We start from the raw sequence: 17,803 nt of genomic DNA on the forward strand, positions 1-17,803 counted from the left end.
CGGCCAAAGATTAGCCCCGCCCGCGATAAGGCGCGACGCCCTGCTCGGGCAGCCACAGGCCCTTCGGCGCGCGGCCGGTCTGCCAGAACACGTCGATCGGGATGCCGCCGCGCGGATACCAGTAGCCGCCGATGCGCAAGAACTTCGGCTTGATCTCACTCGCGATGCGCTTGCCGATCATCACGGTGCAGTCCTCGTGGAAGGCGCCGTGATTGCGGAAGCTCGCGATGTAGAGCTTCAGCGACTTCGACTCCAGCAGCCATTGGCCGGGGGCGTAGTCGATCATCAGATGTGCGAAATCCGGTTGTCCCGTGACCGGGCAGAGCGAGGTGAATTCCGGCACGGTGAAGCGCACCAGATAGTCCGTGCCCGCCTGCGGATTCGGCACACGGTCGAGCTGAGCTTCTTCCGGCGTGTGCGGCCATTCGACCGCACGGCCGAGCTGAAGAGATTTCTTCGCCATCGTCGTCACATCCTGTTTCGGATGCCGGGATGGACGCAAACGCCGCGGCCGTCAACCGGCGGCGATCGTCTGGATCATGATGATCCGGTCGTTGCCGGACTCGCAGCCCCAGAGCTCGCCCGGCCTGCCGTCGAGCTGGCGCACATTGGCATTGGCCTTGTCGCTGGCGAACACGTTGAACTTTTCGGTGGCGGGATCGAAGCGGACGATGGCGTTGGCGGAGAAATCGGTCAGCCAGACCTTGTCCCTGTCGTCGACATAGACCGCGTAGGTGCGGGGACGTTCGCCCGGCAGCTTCCAGGTCTTCCAGGAGGCTCCCGCGGGATCGTGCACGGAGACGTGGCCGCTGTTCCACTCGCTGACCCAGATCCGGCTGTTCGAGTCGGACCAGACGCGCCGCGAGCCCTGGCCCGGCGTCGGCAGCTCGACTACAGCGGCATTGCCGGTCGCCAGATCGATCTTGGCGATATAGCTGCCGGCGAGCGAGGCGTACCAGACGTCGCCCTTGGGCGTGACGGTGATGCCGTAAGGGCCGACGCCCTTGGGCGCCCTGAACACGTCCATGCCGCCCGAGTTCGGCGCGAGCCGGCCGTAATAGCCGGACTGTCCGGTGAACCAATAGATGCCGGCCTTGTCGAACACGCCGGTGTTGAGGTTGGCGTAGGCGAACTTTTCGGGCAGGCGGAACAGCGTGACCTTGAGGTCGGAAGGGTCGACGCGGGCGATCGCATTCTGGCCGCCTTCGGTGATCCAGGGCGCGCCGTCGGGGCCGATGGTCACGCCGTGCGGAGCGGCGCCCTCGCCGAGGCTGACCGTCTTATAGCTGCCATCGTTCGGATCGAGCCTGCCGAGCAGGCCCTTGCCCTGGGCCGTAAACCAGACCGTGCCATCAGGGGCGGGAGCGAGGTCGTGCAGACCGATGCCGGGGCTGATGGGGTAGTATTTTGTCCGGAACGGGCCTTCCTGCGCAAAACTTGGGCGGGCCGCGAATAGGGCGGCGCTCGAGGCAAGAAACTGGCGGCGATTCATGGCGTTACCCCGACTGTTTCAGATTGAGGGTTTGCGCGCGGACCAGGTGCCGTCAAGCATAGTCCCGGACGCCCCACACGCCAGTCGAAGCCGGCCCTCCAAGCGTTCACATTTGCTTGCGCTCCGTGTAAGACCCGCGGCACCGATCAGCCCCAACGAACGGAAGTGCACATCATGACCGCCATCATCGACATCATCGGCCGCGAAATTCTCGATAGCCGGGGCAATCCCACGGTCGAGGTCGACGTCGTGCTGGAAGATGGCGCGCTTGGCCGTGCTGCCGTGCCGTCCGGCGCCTCCACCGGCGCCCATGAGGCGGTGGAACTGCGCGACGGCGACAAGGCCCGCTATCTCGGCAAGGGCGTCACCAAGGCGGTCGGCGCCGTCAACGGCGAGATCTTCGAGGCCCTGAGCGGTCTCGATGTCGAGCAGCAGGCCCAGCTCGACCAGATCATGATCGACCTCGATGGCACGCCGAACAAGAGCCGGCTGGGCGCCAACGCCATCCTCGGCGTCTCGCTCGCCTGCGCCAAGGCGGCCGCGAACTCGCTCGACATGCCGCTCTACCGTTACGTCGGCGGCACCTCGGCGCGCCTCTTGCCGGTGCCGATGATGAACATCATCAATGGCGGCATGCACGCCGACAACCCGATCGACTTCCAGGAGTTCATGATCCTCCCCGTGGGCGCGTCGTCGTTCGCCGAAGGCCTGCGCTACGGCGCCGAGGTCTTCCATACGCTGAAGTCGGAGCTCAAGAAGGCCGGCCACAACACCAATGTCGGCGACGAGGGCGGCTTTGCCCCGAACCTGCCGTCGGCGGACGCCGCGCTCGAGTTTGTCATGAACGCGATCGGCAAGGCCGGCTACAAGGCAGGCTCCGACATCGTCATCGGCCTCGACTGCGCCTCGACCGAGTTCTTCAAGGACGGCAAGTACGTCTATGAAGGCGAGGGCAAGACCCGTTCGATCTCCGAACAGGCCAAGTACCTTGCCGACCTCGTCTCGCGCTATCCGATCGTGACCATCGAGGACGGCATGTCGGAAGATGACATGGACGGCTGGAAGGAGCTCACCGACCTCGTCGGCAAGAAGTGCCAGCTCGTCGGCGACGATCTCTTCGTCACCAACGTCAAGCGCCTCGCCGAAGGCATCAAGGCGGGACGGGCCAACTCTATCCTGATCAAGGTCAACCAGATCGGCACGCTGACCGAGACGCTCGCCGCCGTCGAGATGGCACACAAGGCCGGCTACACCTCGGTGATGTCGCACCGTTCCGGCGAGACCGAGGATTCCACCATCGCCGACCTCGCGGTCGCCACCAATTGCGGTCAGATCAAGACCGGCTCCCTTGCGCGTTCAGATCGCACCGCCAAATACAACCAGCTCCTGCGCATCGAGCAGCAGCTCGGCAAGCAGGCGCTCTATGGCGGCAAGGCGGCATTGAAGGCACTGGCATAAGCCAGCGTCTCGACAAAACAGGGGAGGATCGACATGAGCGACGGCAACACCGGCCTGCAACTGCGTTCGCTGATCAAGAAGAGCGGTGAACTCGAGATCTCGCTTCTGGACGTGCCGACCCCCGAACCCGGCCCGGACGAAGTCGTCGTCCGCGTCGAGGCGGCGCCGATCAATCCGTCCGACCTCGGGCTCCTGATCGGGGCAGCCGATATGAGCACGGCGAAGGCTTCTGGCGGCAAGGATGCCCCCGTCATCACCGCGAAGGTGCCGGAAGGCGCGATGCGGGCGATGGCAGGCCGGCTCGACGAGTCCATGCCGGTTGGTAACGAAGGCGCGGGCGTCGTGATCAGGACCGGCTCATCGGAGGCCGCGAAGGCGCTGATGGGCAAGACCGTCGCCATGATCGGCGGCGCGATGTATGCGCAGTATCGTACGTTGAAAGTGCGCGAGTGCCTGCCGCTGCCCGAAGGCACCACGCCGGCCGAAGGTGCCTCCTGCTTTGTCAATCCGCTCACCGCGCTCGGCATGACCGAGACCATGCGTCGCGAAGGTCACAAGGCGCTAGTGCACACCGCGGCCGCCTCCAATCTCGGCCAGATGCTCAACAAGATCTGCATCAAGGACGGCATCCCGCTGGTCAACATCGTTCGCAGCAAGGAGCAGGCCGACATTCTGCACAAGATCGGCGCCAAATATGTCGTCGATTCCTCCGCGCCGAGCTTCCTCGGCGATCTCACCAATGCGCTGGTCGAGACCGGCGCCACCATTGCCTTCGACGCCATCGGCGGCGGCAAGCTCGCCGGCGACATCCTCAACTGCATGGAAGTCGCAATCAACAAGAGCGCGAAGGAATACAGCCGTTACGGCTCCAACGTGCACAAGCAGGTCTATGTCTACGGCGCGCTCGATATCCGCCCGATCGAACTGCCGCGCGGCTTCGGCATGGCCTGGGGCGTCGGCGGCTGGCTGCTGTTTCCGTTCCTGATGAAGATCGGGCAGGCGGACGGGGCCAAGCTGCGCCAGCGCGTCGTCGACGAACTGAAGACCACGTTTGCCAGCCACTACACCAAGGTGGTGTCGCTTTCCGAGGCGCTCGATCCGGCCAACATTGCGGTGTACGCCAAACGCGCGACCGGCGAAAAATTCCTCATCAACCCAAATAAATAATCGTGACGTGCGACGGCACGTCACCGAAAGAAGGTCTTGCCTTCTGAGCGAAGCGGGAGATTATTCCGCCGCCATTGAAAGCGGAAAAACCGCAAGGCGCGCTCAGAAGGGGACCTCTCCATGACCGATCTCAATCGCCGCCATCTGCTCGCAGGCGCCGCCGCCGTCGGTGCGGCTGCCGTAACCGGCCTCCGGCCGACCATTGCCAATGCCGCAGTGCCGCAAGCCGGGACGCAGGCGCCGGGCTTCTATCGCTACAAGGTCGGCAGCTACGAGTGCACCTCGATCAATGACGGCGCGCGCACGTTCCCGATGCCGGACAAGTTCGTCGTCAACGCGCCGAAGGAGGAAGCGCTGGCCGCAGGCGAGGCTGCCTACATGCCGAAGGGCATGGTCACGGTGCCGTTCAATCCGCAGCTCATCAACACCGGCTCCAAGCTCGTGCTGATCGATGCCGGCAACGGCGTTGCCAATCTCGAGCCGAGCAAGGGCGCGGTCGGTCGCACGCTGCAGAACCTCCAGGCCGCCGGCGTCGACCCCAAGAGCATCGACGTCGTGCTGCTCTCGCATCTGCATCCTGATCATACCAACGGCATTCGTCTCGCCGACGGCGCGCTCGCTTTCCCGAATGCGGAGATCATGGTGCCGGGCAAGGATTGGGAGTTCTGGACCAGCGAGGACAACGCCGCCAAGGCCGAGTCCAATCCGATGATGAAGAACTACTTCGCCAACGTGAAGAAGACGTTTGCCGGCCTCGAATCCAAGGTGACGAAGTACGATTGGGGCAAGGAGGTCGCGCCCGGCATCACCTCGATCGCGACGCCCGGCCACACGCCGGGTCACACCTCGTTCGCGGTGGCGTCCGGCGATGCCAAGGTGCTGATCCAGTCGGATGTCACCAACATTCCGGAATTCTTCGTTCGCAATCCGGACTGGCATGTCGCGTTCGACACGGATGGCCCGCTGGCACAAGCAACCCGCCACAAATTCTACGACATGGCGGCGGCCGAGAAGGCGACCGTGATCGGCTTCCACTTCACCTTCCCCTCGGTAGGTCATGTCGAGAAGGATGGCGCCAAATATCGCCTGATCCCGTCGGCGTGGAACCCGACGATCTGAGCCGGGTTGCAGATTTGTACGAAAGATCAGGCCGCCACTTGGCGGCCTGATTGTTTTGGGCGGCTGTTTCAGAAACTCAGCGTTTCCAAATCGATCTGGTCCATGCACTTGCATCCATCGCTCGAGATGGCTTAAGTGCCGCCCCGGCACTCCCGCTCAAGCTCTGAGGACATTCCATGGCCTACAATATCGTCACGATCGCCGGCAGCCTGCGCAAGGACAGCTTTTCGCTGAAGATCGCCAATGCGCTTGCCAAGCTGGCGCCGGCCTCCCTCAAGCTCGAGGTCATCACACCGGCTGGCGTCTCGTTCTTCAACCAGGACCTCGAGGGCGCGCCGCCGGCCGACTGGTTGTCTTTGCGCGAAAAGATCCAGAAGTCGGACGGCGTTATCTTCGTCACGCCGGAATACAATCGCGCGATCCCGGGCGTGCTGAAGAACGCGATCGACGTCGCCTCGCGGCCCTATGGCAAGAGCTCGTTCAACGGCAAACCGGTCGGCATCATCTCGAATTCGCCAGGCCCGCTCGGCGGCGTCAGCGCCGCCAAGACGCTCCAGAACATCCTGCCGGGTATTTCCGGCCCGATCATGCAGCAGCCGGAAGCCTATTTGAACGCGGTCGGCGACGCCTTCGATGCCGACGGCAATTTGACCAAGGACTCCCTGAAGCCCGTGCTCCAGGCCTATATCGACGCGTTTGCGATGCACGTGGCGAAGCATCACGGCTGAGGCCGCTCGATCCTTGGCATGCCCGGACAGGCCCGGGCATGCCAATTGCCGGTAGGAGTGGCGGCAATTAGCACGCCCTTAACCAACCTGTCCCATCTTCCCAGGATGGTCTCCCGCGCGCGCCTGAAATCGATCCTGACCGGTCTCGCCCTCTATGCGATGGCGGCCGCCATCGTCGGCTATTTCGGCGTCAACGCCTATACCGGCAAATACGGCCTCAACGCCCGCCAGGAGCTCGACCAGGAGATCGTCGCGCTGACCAGCGAGCTGGCGCAGCTCAAGCGCGAGCGTGCCAGGAGCGAGCAGCGCGTTTCGCTGCTGCGCTCTGCGAAGATCGATCCCGACATGCTCGACGAGCGGGCGCGCTTCCAGCTCGACTACGTCAATCCGCGCGATCTCGTCCGGATGATCCCGGCGAACTAACGCACGTCGGCGCTGGCGACGCGCCTTCGCGAGCACGCAGCCAGTCACTGATTCCATCGATCCGGCGCGATCGGGACAAGCGCGAAGCGCGTTGCCGTCGTGCGGATGACGTCAGCATGTCTGCTATCTGGTACTCCACACACCGTAGCGTGAGTGATCGGAGCTAATGTTGCCCGATCAGCGCCAAACATTGTGCAATATTTCGACCACGTTGCGGTGCGGCATAACGAAACTTGCGCCGCATCGCCGCGGTGCTTTCCAAGGGCGTTTGAGTTGGGTTAGAGAGGGCTGAAGTTTTCTCTGACCCGGAATTCCCATGGCCGCACCCAAGAAAGCCGCCGCAAGCACTGCACAGGACAAGACCGACGGCGGTTCGCCTCCGGAATTCAGCAGGGAGCAGGAGCTCAAGGCGCTCCGCGACATGCTCCTGATCCGGCGGTTCGAGGAAAAGGCCGGCCAGCTCTACGGCATGGGCGCGATCGGCGGCTTCTGCCATCTCTATATCGGCCAGGAGGCTGTGGTGGTCGGAATGCAGATGGCCCTGAAGCAGGGCGATCAGGTCATCACCGGCTATCGCGATCACGGCCACATGCTCGCCACCGGCATGGAGGCCAACGGCGTCATGGCCGAACTCACGGGCCGCCGCGGCGGCTATTCCAAGGGCAAGGGCGGCTCCATGCACATGTTCAGCAAGGAGAAGCACTTTTACGGCGGTCACGGCATCGTCGGCGCCCAGGTCTCGCTCGGCACCGGGCTTGCTTTCGCCAACAGCTATCGCAGCAACGGCAATGTCAGCGTCGCCTATTTCGGCGATGGCGCGGCCAATCAGGGCCAGGTCTATGAGAGCTTCAACATGGCGGAGCTGTGGAAGCTGCCGGTGATCTATGTCATCGAGAACAACCGCTACGCCATGGGCACTTCGGTCTCGCGCGCCTCGGCGCAGCAGGATTTCTCCAAGCGCGGCGCTTCCTTCAACATTCCCGGCCAGCAGGTCGACGGCATGGACGTCCGTGCCGTCAAGGCCGCCGGCGACGAGGCGGCGGCATGGTGCCGCGCCGGCAAGGGCCCCTTCATCCTGGAGATGCAGACCTACCGCTATCGCGGCCACTCGATGTCCGATCCCGCAAAGTACAGAACGCGCGAGGAGGTCGAGAAAGTCCGCCACGACCAGGATCCGATCGAGCAGGTGCGCAACCGCCTGTTGGCCGCCAAGGTCAGCGAGCAGGATCTGAAGGCGATCGACGCCGAGGTGCGCGACATCGTCAACGCGTCCGCCGATTTCGCCCAGCATGATCCCGAGCCGGATGCCGCCGAGCTCTGGACCGACATTTACCGCTGAACGCGCGCAAGCTTTCTTTTGGAGCCGATATGCCAATTCAAGTGCTGATGCCCGCGTTGTCGCCCACGATGGAAAAGGGCAACCTTTCCAAATGGCTGAAAAAAGAGGGTGAGACGATCAAGTCCGGCGATGTCATCGCCGAGATCGAGACCGACAAAGCGACCATGGAGGTCGAGGCGACCGACGAGGGTACGCTTGGCAAGATCCTGATACCCGAGGGAACCGCCGACGTTGCCGTGAACACGCCGATCGCGATGATTCTGGCCGATGGCGAGAGTGCCGCCGATCTCGCCAAGGCGCCCGCGCCGACCCAGCAGCAGAAGGCCGCTGAATCTGCGCCGCCTGCCGGCGCAAAGGCCGAGGCACCCGCGCCCAAGGCTGCGCCGTCCGCGCCGCAGGCCGTCGCCGAGCCAGATCCCGAAGTGCCCGCCGGTACCGAGATGGTGACGCAGACCATCCGCGAAGCGTTGCGCGACGCCATGGCCGAAGAGATGCGCCGCGACCCCGACGTTTTCGTGATGGGCGAAGAGGTCGCCGAATATCAGGGCGCCTACAAGGTCACCCAGGGCCTGTTGCAGGAATTCGGCGCCAAGCGCGTCATCGACACGCCGATCACCGAGCACGGTTTTGCAGGCGTTGGTGTCGGTGCCGCGATGACCGGCCTGAGGCCGATCGTCGAGTTCATGACCTTCAACTTCGCCATGCAGGCGATGGACCAGATCATCAACTCCGCGGCCAAGACGCTCTACATGTCCGGCGGCCAGATGGGCTGCTCGATCGTGTTCCGCGGGCCCAACGGCGCGGCCGCGCGCGTCGCCGCCCAGCACAGCCAGGATTATGCGTCCTGGTATTCCAATGTCCCGGGCCTCAAGGTCGTCGCGCCGTTCTCGGCCGCTGATTACAAGGGCCTGCTCAAGGCTGCGATCCGCGATCCCAACCCGGTAATCTTTCTCGAGAACGAGATGCTCTACGGGCACACTGGCGAAGTGCCGAAGCTCGACGACTTCGTGATCCCGATCGGCAAGGCGCGCATCGTGCGCTCGGGCAGCCACGTCACGATCATCTCGTGGTCGAACGGCATGAGCTACGCGCTGAAGGCCGCCGACGAACTCGCCAAGGACGGCATCGAGGCCGAGGTGATCGACCTGCGCACGCTGCGTCCGATGGACACCGAGACCATCATCAATTCCGTCAAGAAGACCGGCCGCGCCGTCACAGTGGAAGAGGGCTGGGCCCAGAGCGGCGTCGGCGCCGAAATCGCCGCGCGCATCATGGAGAACGCCTTCGACTATCTGGATGCGCCGGTTGCCCGCGTCACCGGCAAGGACGTGCCGATGCCCTATGCCGCGAACCTGGAGAAGCTCGCGCTGCCCTCGGCAGCCGAAGTGGTCGAGGCCGCCAAAGCCGTCTGCTACAGGTAGGCCATGGCGGGTCCGAAGGAGCAGCCATTGCCACCCGACGTCCTCGACCGCGACGACGCGGTCGAGATTCTGCGCGTGTTCGTGCTGGACGGCGGGTTGTCGATGGCGTTCCAGCGGGCCTTCGACGAGCCCGACATGTGGGGCCTGCTGCTCGTCGATCTCGCCCGTCACGCCGCGCGCGCCTATGCGCGCGAGAGCGAATACACCGAGGAGGATGCGCTGACCCGGATCATCGAGATGTTCCAGGCCGAGATCGAGCGTCCCACCGACACCGGCACCACGACGCCGCGCGGGAAGGGACACTGACCGTGGCGATCGAATCCTATCATTTCGATCTCATGCTGGAGGCGATCCGCGAGGCGGAAGCCTCGATCGCGCAAGGCGGCCTGCCGATCGGCGCCGTGCTGACCCGCGACAACAAGGTCATCGCCCGCGGCCACAACAACCGCGTGCAGGAAAAGAACGTCATCCTGCACGGCGAGATGAGCTGCCTGCGCCAAGCCGGCGTGATCTCGTTCCACGACACCGTCATGTACACCACGCTGTCGCCGTGCTCGATGTGCGCCGGCGCGCTCGCTCTGTTCAAGGTCCAACTGGTGGTGATCGGGGAATCCGTCACCTTCCCGGGCTCCAAGGACATCCTCGACAAGTTCGGCATCCCCTGGATTGATCTTGCGGACGACCGCTCCATCACCATGATGAAGAATTGGCGTTCCAATCCTGCCAATGAGCGCCTGTGGCAGGGCGACATCGGCAACTAAACCTGGTCTGTTCGTCCTCGCTTCCGGGGACGGCATTTTGAGAAGTTCTTCGTGAGGTCAGCATGCCCATCAACATCCTGATGCCCGCTCTTTCGCCAACGATGGAGAAGGGCAACCTCGCCAAATGGCTGAAGAAGGAAGGCGACAAGGTCAAATCCGGCGACGTCATTGCCGAGATCGAGACCGACAAGGCGACCATGGAGGTCGAGGCCATCGACGAGGGCACGATCGCCAAGATCCTGGTGCCCGAGGGCACGCAGGATGTCCCCGTCAATGACGTGATCGCGGTGCTGGCCGGCGAGGGCGAGGACGTGAAAGCGGCAGGTGCCGCCAAGCCCGGCGCGTCGGCCGCAGCTGCCGAAGCACCGGCGCCAACGCCTGCCGCGCCCAAGTCTGCGCCGCCCAAGGCTGCGCCGCCGCCCGCCGCTACTCCCGCGGCGAAAGCTGCCGCCGCACCGGCTGCGCAGGGCAACGGCCATGGCGGCCGCGTGTTCTCCTCGCCGCTGGCGCGTCGACTCGCCAAGGACGCCGGCGTCGATGTTGCGATGGTGACCGGCACCGGCCCGCACGGTCGCGTTGTCGCGCGCGACGTCGAGCTGGCCAAGTCCGGCAAGGGCCTCAAGGCACAAGCGGCGGCGTCGTCAGGTGCGCCCTCGATCGCGCCGACCATGTCGGACAAGCAGATCCTGTCGCTGTTCGAGCCGGGCTCCTACGAGGTCGTCCCGCATGACGGCATGCGCCGCACGATCGCCCAGCGCCTGACCGCGTCGATCCAGAACGTCCCGCACTTCTACCTCACCATCGATTGCGACATCGGCAAGCTGCTCGCCGCACGCGAGCAGATCAACGCCGCCGCGCCGAAGGACAAGGAGAAGAAGCCGCTCTACAAGATCTCGGTCAACGACTTCGTCATCAAGGCGATGGCGGTCGCGCTTCAGAAAATCCCGAACTGCAATGTGAGCTGGACCGAATCCGGCATGGTCAAGCACCACCATTCCGACGTCGGCGTTGCGGTGGCGATGCCCGGCGGCCTGATCACGCCGATCATCCGCAAGGCCGAGACCAAGACGCTCTCGACCATCTCCAACGAGATGAAGGATTTTGCGACACGCGCCCGCTCGCGCAAGCTGAAGCCCGAGGAGTATCAGGGCGGCACCACGGCCGTTTCCAACCTCGGCATGTTCGGCATCAGCCACTTCACCGCCGTGATCAATCCGCCGCATGCGACCATCCTCGCGGTCGGCACCAGCGAGGAGCGGCCTGTGGTGCGCGGCGGCAAGATCGAGATCGCGAACATGATGAGCGTGACCTTGTCCTGCGATCACCGCGCCATCGACGGGGCTCTCGGCGCCGAGCTGATCGGTGCCTTCAAACAACTGATCGAAAATCCCGTCATGATGATGGTGTGACGAGAAAATTCGCGTCGTCATTGCGAGCGAAGCGAAGCAATCCAGGACGTGACCGGCAGACTGGATTGCTTCGTCGCAAGAGCTCCTCGCAATGACGGTCTCGAACATTGAGACCGGTTGAACGGGAACGAACGCAAAGCATGGCCGATACATCCTTCGACATCATCATCATCGGCTCCGGTCCCGGCGGCTATGTCACCGCGATCCGCGCCGCCCAGCTCGGCTTCAAGGTCGCGATCGTCGAAAAATCCTATCTCGGCGGCATCTGCCTGAACTGGGGCTGCATCCCGACCAAGGCGCTGCTGCGCTCGGCCGAGATTTATCACTACATGCAGCACGCCGGGGATTACGGCCTGTCGGCGGAGAAGGTCTCGTTCGACCCGAAGGCGGTGGTGCAGCGCTCGCGCGGCGTCTCGAAGCGGCTCAACGACGGCGTCGGCTTCCTGATGAAGAAGAACAAGGTGAGCGTGATCTGGGGCGCGGCTTCGATCGACGCGCCCGGGAAGGTCACCGTGAAGAAGTCCGACGTCGAGGGCCCGAAGGGTACGCTGGGCGAGGGGACGTATCAGGCCAAGCACATCATCGTCGCGACCGGCGCGCGGCCGCGCGTGCTGCCGGGGCTCGAGCCCGACAAGAAGCTGATCTGGACCTATTTCGAGGCGATGGTGCCCGAGCGGATGCCGAAATCGCTGCTGGTGGTCGGCTCCGGCGCGATCGGAATCGAATTCGCCTCGTTCTTCCACACCATGGGCTCCGAGGTCACCGTGGTCGAGGTGCTGCCGCAGATCCTGCCGGTCGAGGACGCCGAGATTGCCGGCGTTGCCCGCAAGCGTTTCGAGAAGCAGGGCATCAAAATCATGTCCTCGACCAAGGTCACGAAGCTGGAGAAGAAGGCCGACAGCGTCGTCGCCACCATCGACGACGGCAACGGCAAGCCTGTCACGACCGAGTTCGAGCGGGTGATCTCGGCCGTCGGCGTCGTCGGCAATATCGAGAATCTCGGCCTCGAAAAGCTCGGCGTGAAAACCGATCGCGGCGTCATCGTGATCGACGGTTACGGCAATACCAACGTCCCCGGCATCTATGCCATCGGCGACGTCGCGGGTCCCCCAATGCTCGCGCACAAGGCCGAGCATGAAGGTGTGATCTGCGTCGAGGCGATCAAGGGCCTGCACCCGCATGCCATGGACAAGAACCTGATCCCGGGCTGCACCTATTGCCAGCCGCAAGTGGCCTCCGTCGGTCTCACCGAAGCCAAGGCCAAGGAGAACGGCCGCGAGATCCGCGTCGGCCGCTTCCCCTTCGTCGGCAACGGCAAGGCGATCGCGCTCGGCGAGGACCAGGGCCTGGTCAAGGTGATCTTCGACAAGAAGACGGGCCAACTGCTGGGCGCCCACATGGTCGGTGCCGAGGTCACCGAGCTGATCCAGGGCTACGTCGTCGCCATGAATCTGGAGACCACGGAAGAAGAGCTGATGCACACGGTATTCCCGCATCCGACGCTATCGGAGATGATGAAGGAAGCCGTGCTGGATGCCTATGGCAGGGTGTTGAATATCTGACTGCCGCCAAAGAGACCGGTCGCAAAATAAGAAGGAAACCAGCCCATGCAGGACAACGACAACCTCACCATCGAGCGCCCGAGCTTCGTCACCCATCTCGAATGCGCGATGGAAGGCGATCATTACGCCGCCGATCAGGTCCACAATCTCTCCAAGGCCGGCAAGCCGCTGCTCGTGCGTTACGACCTCGCGGGCGTGAAGAAGGCGCTGACCAAGGACGCGCTCGCCCAGCGCCCCGCCGACATGTGGCGCTACCGCGAGCTGCTGCCGGTGCGCAAATGCAAGGACATCGTCTCGCTCGGCGAGGTCACGACGCCGCTGATCCGGCTGCCCAAGCTCGGCGCCAAGCTCGGCGGCGGCGAGATCATCGTCAAGGACGAGGGGCGGCTGCCGACCGGCTCGTTCAAGGCGCGCGGCCTGGTCATGGCAGTGTCGATGGGCAAGGCGCTAGGCATCAAGCACATGGCGATGCCGACCAACGGCAATGCCGGCGCGGCGCTCGCGGCCTATGCGACCTCCTGCGGCATCAAGACCACGATCTTCTGCCCGGCCGATACGCCGGAGGTGAATGTCAGCGAGATCGAGCTTCAGGGCGCGACCGTCTACCGCGTCAACGGCTATATCGACGATTGCGGCAAGATCGTCGGCGAGGGCAAGGCGAAAGTCGGCTGGTTCGACACCTCGACCTTGAAGGAGCCGTACCGCATCGAAGGCAAGAAGACGATGGGCCTCGAGCTCGCCGAGCAGCTCGGCTGGGACGTGCCCGACGTGATCTTCTATCCGACCGGCGGCGGCACCGGCCTGATCGGCATGTGGAAGGCGTTCGACGAGCTCGAGAAGATCGGCTTCATCGGAAGCAAGCGCCCGCGCATGGTCGCGGTGCAGGCGTCGGGCTGCGCGCCGATGGTGCGCGCCTACGAGGCCGGTACCGAGCATGCGACGCGCTGGGAGGATGCTCACACCATCGCTTCGGGCATCCGCGTGCCGCAGGCGATCGGCGACTTCCTGATCCTGCGCGCGGTGCGCGCGAGCAAGGGCTTTGCGATCGCGGTCGACGACGACAAGATCTCGTCGGCCCTGAACGAGGTCGCGCGCGAGGAGGGGCTGCTATTGTGCCCCGAAGGCGCCGCGACCTACGCCGCCTACAAGGAGAGCCTCGCCGACGGCCGTGTCAGCAAGACCGACCGCGTGATGCTGTTCAACTGCGCTACCGGCCTGAAATACCCGCTGCCAAAGGTCGACCGCACGCTCGATCGCCACAAGCCGATCGACTATTCGCAGTTCTAGCGCGTCATTTCGTCTCTTTGCGAACGAGCCCTCTTCCCGTACGCGGGAAGAGACAAAAATAACAATGTCATCGCTGGGAGAACACAATGAAGGCCACTTGGGCTGCGCTGGTTGCTATTCTCGCTGTTGCAGGCGCCGCGCGCGCCGACGATTATCCTTCACGTCCCATCACCATCATCGTTCCCTTCGCCGCCGGCGGGCCGTCGGATGCCATGGCGCGCGTGCTTGCCGAGCGGATGCGGACGTCGCTCGGCCAGGCCCTGGTGATCGAGAACGTCACCGGCGCCGGCGGGTCGATCGGCGTCGGCCGCGCCGTGCAATCGCCGCCGGACGGCTACACGATCTCCTTCGGCCATCTCGGCACCCACGTTGCCAACGGCGCCGTCTACAAGCTCAACTACGATCTCGTCACTGACCTCGAACCCGTGGTGCTGCTGCCGAGCAACCCGATGATCGTCGTCAGCAAGAACGCGGTGCCCGCGACCTCGCTGAAAGAGCTGATTGAATGGCTGAAGTCGCGGCCGTCGCCGGCAACCGCGGGCACGGCCGGCGCGGGGTCCGGCAGTCACATCGCCGGAGTCTATTTCGAGAGCGTCTCCGGTATCAAGCTGCAATACGTGCCGTATCGCGGCACCGCGCCCGCCCTGAACGATCTCATCGCCGGCCAGATCGACGTCATCGTCGACCAGACCTCCAACTCCATCAACCAGGTCCGCGCCGGCACCATTCGCGCCTACGCCATCACCGACGACAAGCGCCTGTCGTCGGCACCCGACATCCCGACCACGGCGGAGGCCGGGCTGAAGGGTTTTAGCATGACGCTGTGGTCCGGCCTGTGGGTGCCGAAGGGTACGCCGAAGGCGATCGTCACCAAGCTCAATGCCGCAGCCGTGGAAGCGCTGAACGATCCCGCCGTGAAGAAGCAGCTGGAAAGTCAGGGCCTGGAGATGACGCCGCAGGATCAGCTCACGCCCGAAGCGCTTGGCGCGCGTCAGAAAGCCGAGATCGCGAAATGGTGGCCGATCATCAAGGCCGCGAACATCAAGGTGGATTGAGGGGCGGTGTCTGCGTTCCGAGCGCAACACCCACAGACCTCATCCTGAGCAGGCCGCATCGCGGCCGTCTCGAAGGATGTGCCGCAACCGAGAGCGGGGCCTTCACCCTTCGAGACGCCTGCTGCGCAGGCTCCTCAGGATGAGGGGATAGAACGGATGCAAACGGATTTCACTCCGTTCCCGTAAATCCCACCGGCGTCGCCACGGCCGCCGCATCCTTCGTCACCACGCGCTGATCGCTCTTGCCGGCGACCATGCCGCTGCCCTCGAACCGTGCGCGATAGACCAGCACGTTCTCGATCACGCGCTGGACGTAGTTGCGCGTCTCCGACAGCGGGATACGCTCGACCCAGTCGACCGGATCGACCTTGGGGTCCCTGGGGTCACCGCGTGCCTGCACCCATTCGCGCACGCGGCCACGGCCGGCATTGTAGCCGGCGAAGGTCATGATCTGGTTGCCGCGGTATTCGGACAGAAGTGCGCTGAGCTCGGCCGCGCCCATCTGCGTGTTGTAGACGGGGTCGGAGACCATCTTGTCCCAGTCATAGGTCACGCCGAACCGCTTGGCGGTATCGCGGCCGGCTTCCGGCGTCACCTGCATCAGCCCGACTGCGTTGGCCGCCGACTTGTCGCGCTGGTCGAACGAGCTTTCGGTGCGCGCCACCGAATAGATCACGCTGGTCTCGATCGCGGGCGCCACCTGCTTGTGCTCGGGAATGCCGATGGTGGGGAAGGCGTAGTGGTCGAGCGCAAGCCCGCGCGCCAGCGCTGATTTGCCGACCTCCAGCATGACCCGCGCGTCGTTGCGCCGGCCGGCGAGCTCGCCGAGCGCTTCGAGCGCCGCGACGTCGGTGCTCTCCTTGGCGAAATCCTCGGCGTAGTAATACACCATGTCGCGCTCATTGACGCCGTAGAGCATGTCGGCGGCGCGCACGCGTTCGTCCGTGGGCGGTGTATCAGCCGCGGCCAGCACGGGCGAGGGCGCGCGCAGCTCGATCCGGTCGAGGCCGAGTTTGGCGCGGGCGAGCTGTCCGTAATAGGCGGTCGGATAGCGCGCCGCCGTCTGATAGCTCAGGCGCGCATCGGCCGTTGCGTTCATCGCCTCGGCGGCGCGGCCGCGCCAATAGTTGGCCCGCGACAGCGCGATCGGATTGGCCGAACCTTCGTCGATCGCGGCGAAGTGCATCATCGCCGCCCTGGGATCGTCGAGGTAGCGCTGCGCGATCCAGCCGCACATGAAGTGATAGTCGACGCGATAGACTTCCATCGCGGGCACCGCCGCCGAGCGCACCACGTCATAGGCGGTTTTGAACTTGCCCTGGTCGAGCAGCTTTCGCGCAAGCAGGCGGCGCTCGCGCCACCAGGCGTCGGTGTCCTGAGCCGCCATCGTATCGGGCGCGGCGGCCAGGATCACCTCGGCGGCGTCGTCGATGCGGTCGTTCTGGAGATGCCATTGCGCGCGGCACAGCACATAGCCGAGATCGCGGCGCGCCTCGGCCGGAACGTCCTCGAGATAGTCCTTGGCCTTGGTGACCTTGCCGGTGACGGCGGCGCAGGCCTTGACGATCGCGAGCGCATCCTCGCCGAGCCGCTTGGCGGCGCGCCGCGCCCCTGCGTAGTCCTTGGCGCCGAGGCGCTTGTCCATGCGGGCGCGATGGTCCTCAGCGGTCAGGAGATCGCGGAACGCTTCGTAGGAATCCTCTTCGCTGCGCTCGGACAATTCATCCGTGCGCCAGGCCTCGCGCACCAGACGTGCGGCCCTGTCGCTGTCGCCCTCCGTCACCAGCACGCGGGCTAGCGCGAACTTGCCCTTGGCGCTGGTCGGCCGGTCCATCGTGAATTTGTGCACCGTCGCCGCGTCGGCCTTCTCCTGCCACAGCCGGGCCTCGGCACGGCGGCGGAGCAGGGCGCTGCTCGGCCAGTCCGGATTGGCGGCCAGGAAGGCGGCGTAGCGCTTGAAATTCGCGGTGCTCTCGGAATGGCGCAGCATGAACCAGTCGGCGAGTTTCTGTCCGGCGGGGTCAATGATGCGGTCGCGCGCCGCGCTCGCATCGTCCGTCTTGCCCTTTCGCGCGAGGTCGATGGCGTCCTTCAACGCGGCGAGATCGCCGGTCAGCGGCGGGGCTGCCTGCTTGTCCGAGGGCTCGTCGTCGGACTTCTTGGACTTGCGCTTGGCCTCGGCATGCTTGCCGTGCCGCGCTTTGCCGGCGGAGGCATGGCGCTGCTTGCCGGCTTTCGCCTCATGCGTCTTCTTCGGCGCGGACGATTTGTGACTGCTCTTCGCTGCCAGCTCATTAGGAATGAAGGCCAAAGCGGCCACGGCAACGACACACGCGAGCGAGCGTAGGCACTGGTTCATTCGATGGTCCCCCCGCGAAACCACTACAAACCAAGGTCCGCGACGACATGCGGCTTGAGAATCAAGGACGACACCAAAACGATGCCACCACATCGTTTCGCATTCCTCACGCTCGTTCAACAATGCGGCAAAATACGGATCGGGAACGCGGGAACTTCCGAAACGCCGGAAAAGGCCGCTTTTTAACCTTCTCGGGGTTCGCGTGAGGGTTGCGCACAGCTCA

Annotated in this window: 16 protein-coding genes; 13 read left to right on the top strand and 3 right to left on the bottom strand. The window is 64.5% G+C overall.

The features are described 5' to 3' along the window. Positions 1 to 10: 10 nt before the first annotated feature. Positions 11 to 463, bottom strand: coding sequence for a preQ(1) synthase (gene queF, locus ABIB06_RS28330; protein WP_247349203.1), 453 nt, complete (start codon positions 461 to 463; stop codon positions 11 to 13). Positions 464 to 514: 51 nt separating this feature from the next. After that, the gene (locus tag ABIB06_RS28335; protein ID WP_354047978.1) at positions 515 to 1,492 is read right to left on the bottom strand and encodes a Vgb family protein; all 978 of its coding nucleotides are present in this window, start codon (positions 1,490 to 1,492) and stop codon (positions 515 to 517) included. A 174-nt stretch (positions 1,493 to 1,666) separates the two neighbouring features. Between ABIB06_RS28335 and eno the strand changes: the two genes are divergently transcribed. From eno to ABIB06_RS28400, 13 genes are all read left to right on the top strand, one after another. After that, complete coding sequence (gene eno, locus ABIB06_RS28340) at positions 1,667 to 2,950, top strand: phosphopyruvate hydratase (protein ID WP_007590612.1); 1,284 nt, start codon at positions 1,667 to 1,669, stop codon at positions 2,948 to 2,950. Between the two features lie 33 nt (positions 2,951 to 2,983). Then, complete coding sequence (locus ABIB06_RS28345; protein ID WP_354047976.1) at positions 2,984 to 4,117, top strand: zinc-binding dehydrogenase; 1,134 nt, start codon at positions 2,984 to 2,986, stop codon at positions 4,115 to 4,117. Between the two features lie 120 nt (positions 4,118 to 4,237). Further along, on the top strand, positions 4,238 to 5,236 hold the full coding sequence (locus ABIB06_RS28350) for an MBL fold metallo-hydrolase (protein ID WP_354047974.1): 999 nt from the start codon (positions 4,238 to 4,240) through the stop codon (positions 5,234 to 5,236). Between the two features lie 176 nt (positions 5,237 to 5,412). Further along, the gene (locus ABIB06_RS28355) at positions 5,413 to 5,964 is read left to right on the top strand and encodes an NADPH-dependent FMN reductase (RefSeq protein ID WP_354047972.1); all 552 of its coding nucleotides are present in this window, start codon (positions 5,413 to 5,415) and stop codon (positions 5,962 to 5,964) included. Positions 5,965 to 6,069: 105 nt separating this feature from the next. Beyond that, positions 6,070 to 6,387 (top strand): FtsB family cell division protein, encoded by a 318-nt coding sequence (locus ABIB06_RS28360; RefSeq protein ID WP_247349469.1) that lies wholly within the window; start codon positions 6,070 to 6,072, stop codon positions 6,385 to 6,387. Positions 6,388 to 6,703: 316 nt separating this feature from the next. Next, positions 6,704 to 7,726, top strand: a complete 1,023-nt coding sequence (gene pdhA / locus ABIB06_RS28365) for a pyruvate dehydrogenase (acetyl-transferring) E1 component subunit alpha (RefSeq protein WP_247349192.1) — start codon at positions 6,704 to 6,706, stop codon at positions 7,724 to 7,726. Positions 7,727 to 7,755: 29 nt separating this feature from the next. Next, entirely contained in the window at positions 7,756 to 9,147 is a 1,392-nt protein-coding gene (locus tag ABIB06_RS28370; RefSeq protein WP_354047970.1) for a pyruvate dehydrogenase complex E1 component subunit beta, read from the top strand. A gap of 3 nt (positions 9,148 to 9,150) precedes the next feature. Next, positions 9,151 to 9,453, top strand: a complete 303-nt coding sequence (locus ABIB06_RS28375) for a DUF5076 domain-containing protein (protein WP_247349190.1) — start codon at positions 9,151 to 9,153, stop codon at positions 9,451 to 9,453. Between the two features lie 2 nt (positions 9,454 to 9,455). After that, a complete protein-coding gene (locus tag ABIB06_RS28380) occupies positions 9,456 to 9,908 on the top strand; it encodes a nucleoside deaminase (RefSeq protein ID WP_354047968.1) in 453 nt (150 codons plus the stop codon). Positions 9,909 to 9,970: 62 nt separating this feature from the next. After that, a complete protein-coding gene (locus ABIB06_RS28385; protein WP_354047966.1) occupies positions 9,971 to 11,317 on the top strand; it encodes a pyruvate dehydrogenase complex dihydrolipoamide acetyltransferase in 1,347 nt (448 codons plus the stop codon). A 140-nt stretch (positions 11,318 to 11,457) separates the two neighbouring features. Continuing rightward, complete coding sequence (lpdA, locus tag ABIB06_RS28390; protein ID WP_354047964.1) at positions 11,458 to 12,879, top strand: dihydrolipoyl dehydrogenase; 1,422 nt, start codon at positions 11,458 to 11,460, stop codon at positions 12,877 to 12,879. 45 nt (positions 12,880 to 12,924) lie between these two features. Next, positions 12,925 to 14,166, top strand: coding sequence for a threonine synthase (locus tag ABIB06_RS28395; RefSeq protein ID WP_354047962.1), 1,242 nt, complete (start codon positions 12,925 to 12,927; stop codon positions 14,164 to 14,166). 86 nt (positions 14,167 to 14,252) lie between these two features. After that, positions 14,253 to 15,221, top strand: coding sequence for a tripartite tricarboxylate transporter substrate binding protein BugD (locus ABIB06_RS28400; protein ID WP_354047960.1), 969 nt, complete (start codon positions 14,253 to 14,255; stop codon positions 15,219 to 15,221). A gap of 169 nt (positions 15,222 to 15,390) precedes the next feature. On the opposite strand, the gene ABIB06_RS28405 is transcribed toward ABIB06_RS28400, so the two are convergent. Continuing rightward, positions 15,391 to 17,580 (bottom strand): transglycosylase SLT domain-containing protein, encoded by a 2,190-nt coding sequence (locus ABIB06_RS28405; RefSeq protein ID WP_354047958.1) that lies wholly within the window; start codon positions 17,578 to 17,580, stop codon positions 15,391 to 15,393. Between the last annotated feature and the right edge of the window lie 223 nt (positions 17,581 to 17,803).

Source organism: Bradyrhizobium sp. LB8.2 (assembly GCF_040548035.1).
Classification (GTDB): Bacteria; Pseudomonadota; Alphaproteobacteria; order Rhizobiales; family Xanthobacteraceae; genus Bradyrhizobium.

What these genes read in the sequence shown, in the direction of transcription:
- ABIB06_RS28395 (WP_354047962.1), top strand. Translation starts at nt 12,925, where the DNA reads ATGCAGGACAACGACAACCTCACCATCGAGCGCCCGAGCTTCGTCACC.
- ABIB06_RS28400 (WP_354047960.1), top strand. Translation starts at nt 14,253, where the DNA reads ATGAAGGCCACTTGGGCTGCGCTGGTTGCTATTCTCGCTGTTGCAGGC.
- lpdA (WP_354047964.1), top strand. Translation starts at nt 11,458, where the DNA reads ATGGCCGATACATCCTTCGACATCATCATCATCGGCTCCGGTCCCGGC.
- ABIB06_RS28335 (WP_354047978.1), bottom strand. Translation starts at nt 1,492, where the DNA reads ATGAATCGCCGCCAGTTTCTTGCCTCGAGCGCCGCCCTATTCGCGGCC.
- ABIB06_RS28375 (WP_247349190.1), top strand. Translation starts at nt 9,151, where the DNA reads ATGGCGGGTCCGAAGGAGCAGCCATTGCCACCCGACGTCCTCGACCGC.
- ABIB06_RS28385 (WP_354047966.1), top strand. Translation starts at nt 9,971, where the DNA reads ATGCCCATCAACATCCTGATGCCCGCTCTTTCGCCAACGATGGAGAAG.
- ABIB06_RS28345 (WP_354047976.1), top strand. Translation starts at nt 2,984, where the DNA reads ATGAGCGACGGCAACACCGGCCTGCAACTGCGTTCGCTGATCAAGAAG.
- ABIB06_RS28360 (WP_247349469.1), top strand. Translation starts at nt 6,070, where the DNA reads ATGGTCTCCCGCGCGCGCCTGAAATCGATCCTGACCGGTCTCGCCCTC.
- queF (WP_247349203.1), bottom strand. Translation starts at nt 463, where the DNA reads ATGGCGAAGAAATCTCTTCAGCTCGGCCGTGCGGTCGAATGGCCGCAC.
- pdhA (WP_247349192.1), top strand. Translation starts at nt 6,704, where the DNA reads ATGGCCGCACCCAAGAAAGCCGCCGCAAGCACTGCACAGGACAAGACC.
- ABIB06_RS28350 (WP_354047974.1), top strand. Translation starts at nt 4,238, where the DNA reads ATGACCGATCTCAATCGCCGCCATCTGCTCGCAGGCGCCGCCGCCGTC.
- eno (WP_007590612.1), top strand. Translation starts at nt 1,667, where the DNA reads ATGACCGCCATCATCGACATCATCGGCCGCGAAATTCTCGATAGCCGG.
- ABIB06_RS28405 (WP_354047958.1), bottom strand. Translation starts at nt 17,580, where the DNA reads ATGAACCAGTGCCTACGCTCGCTCGCGTGTGTCGTTGCCGTGGCCGCT.
- ABIB06_RS28370 (WP_354047970.1), top strand. Translation starts at nt 7,756, where the DNA reads ATGCCAATTCAAGTGCTGATGCCCGCGTTGTCGCCCACGATGGAAAAG.
- ABIB06_RS28355 (WP_354047972.1), top strand. Translation starts at nt 5,413, where the DNA reads ATGGCCTACAATATCGTCACGATCGCCGGCAGCCTGCGCAAGGACAGC.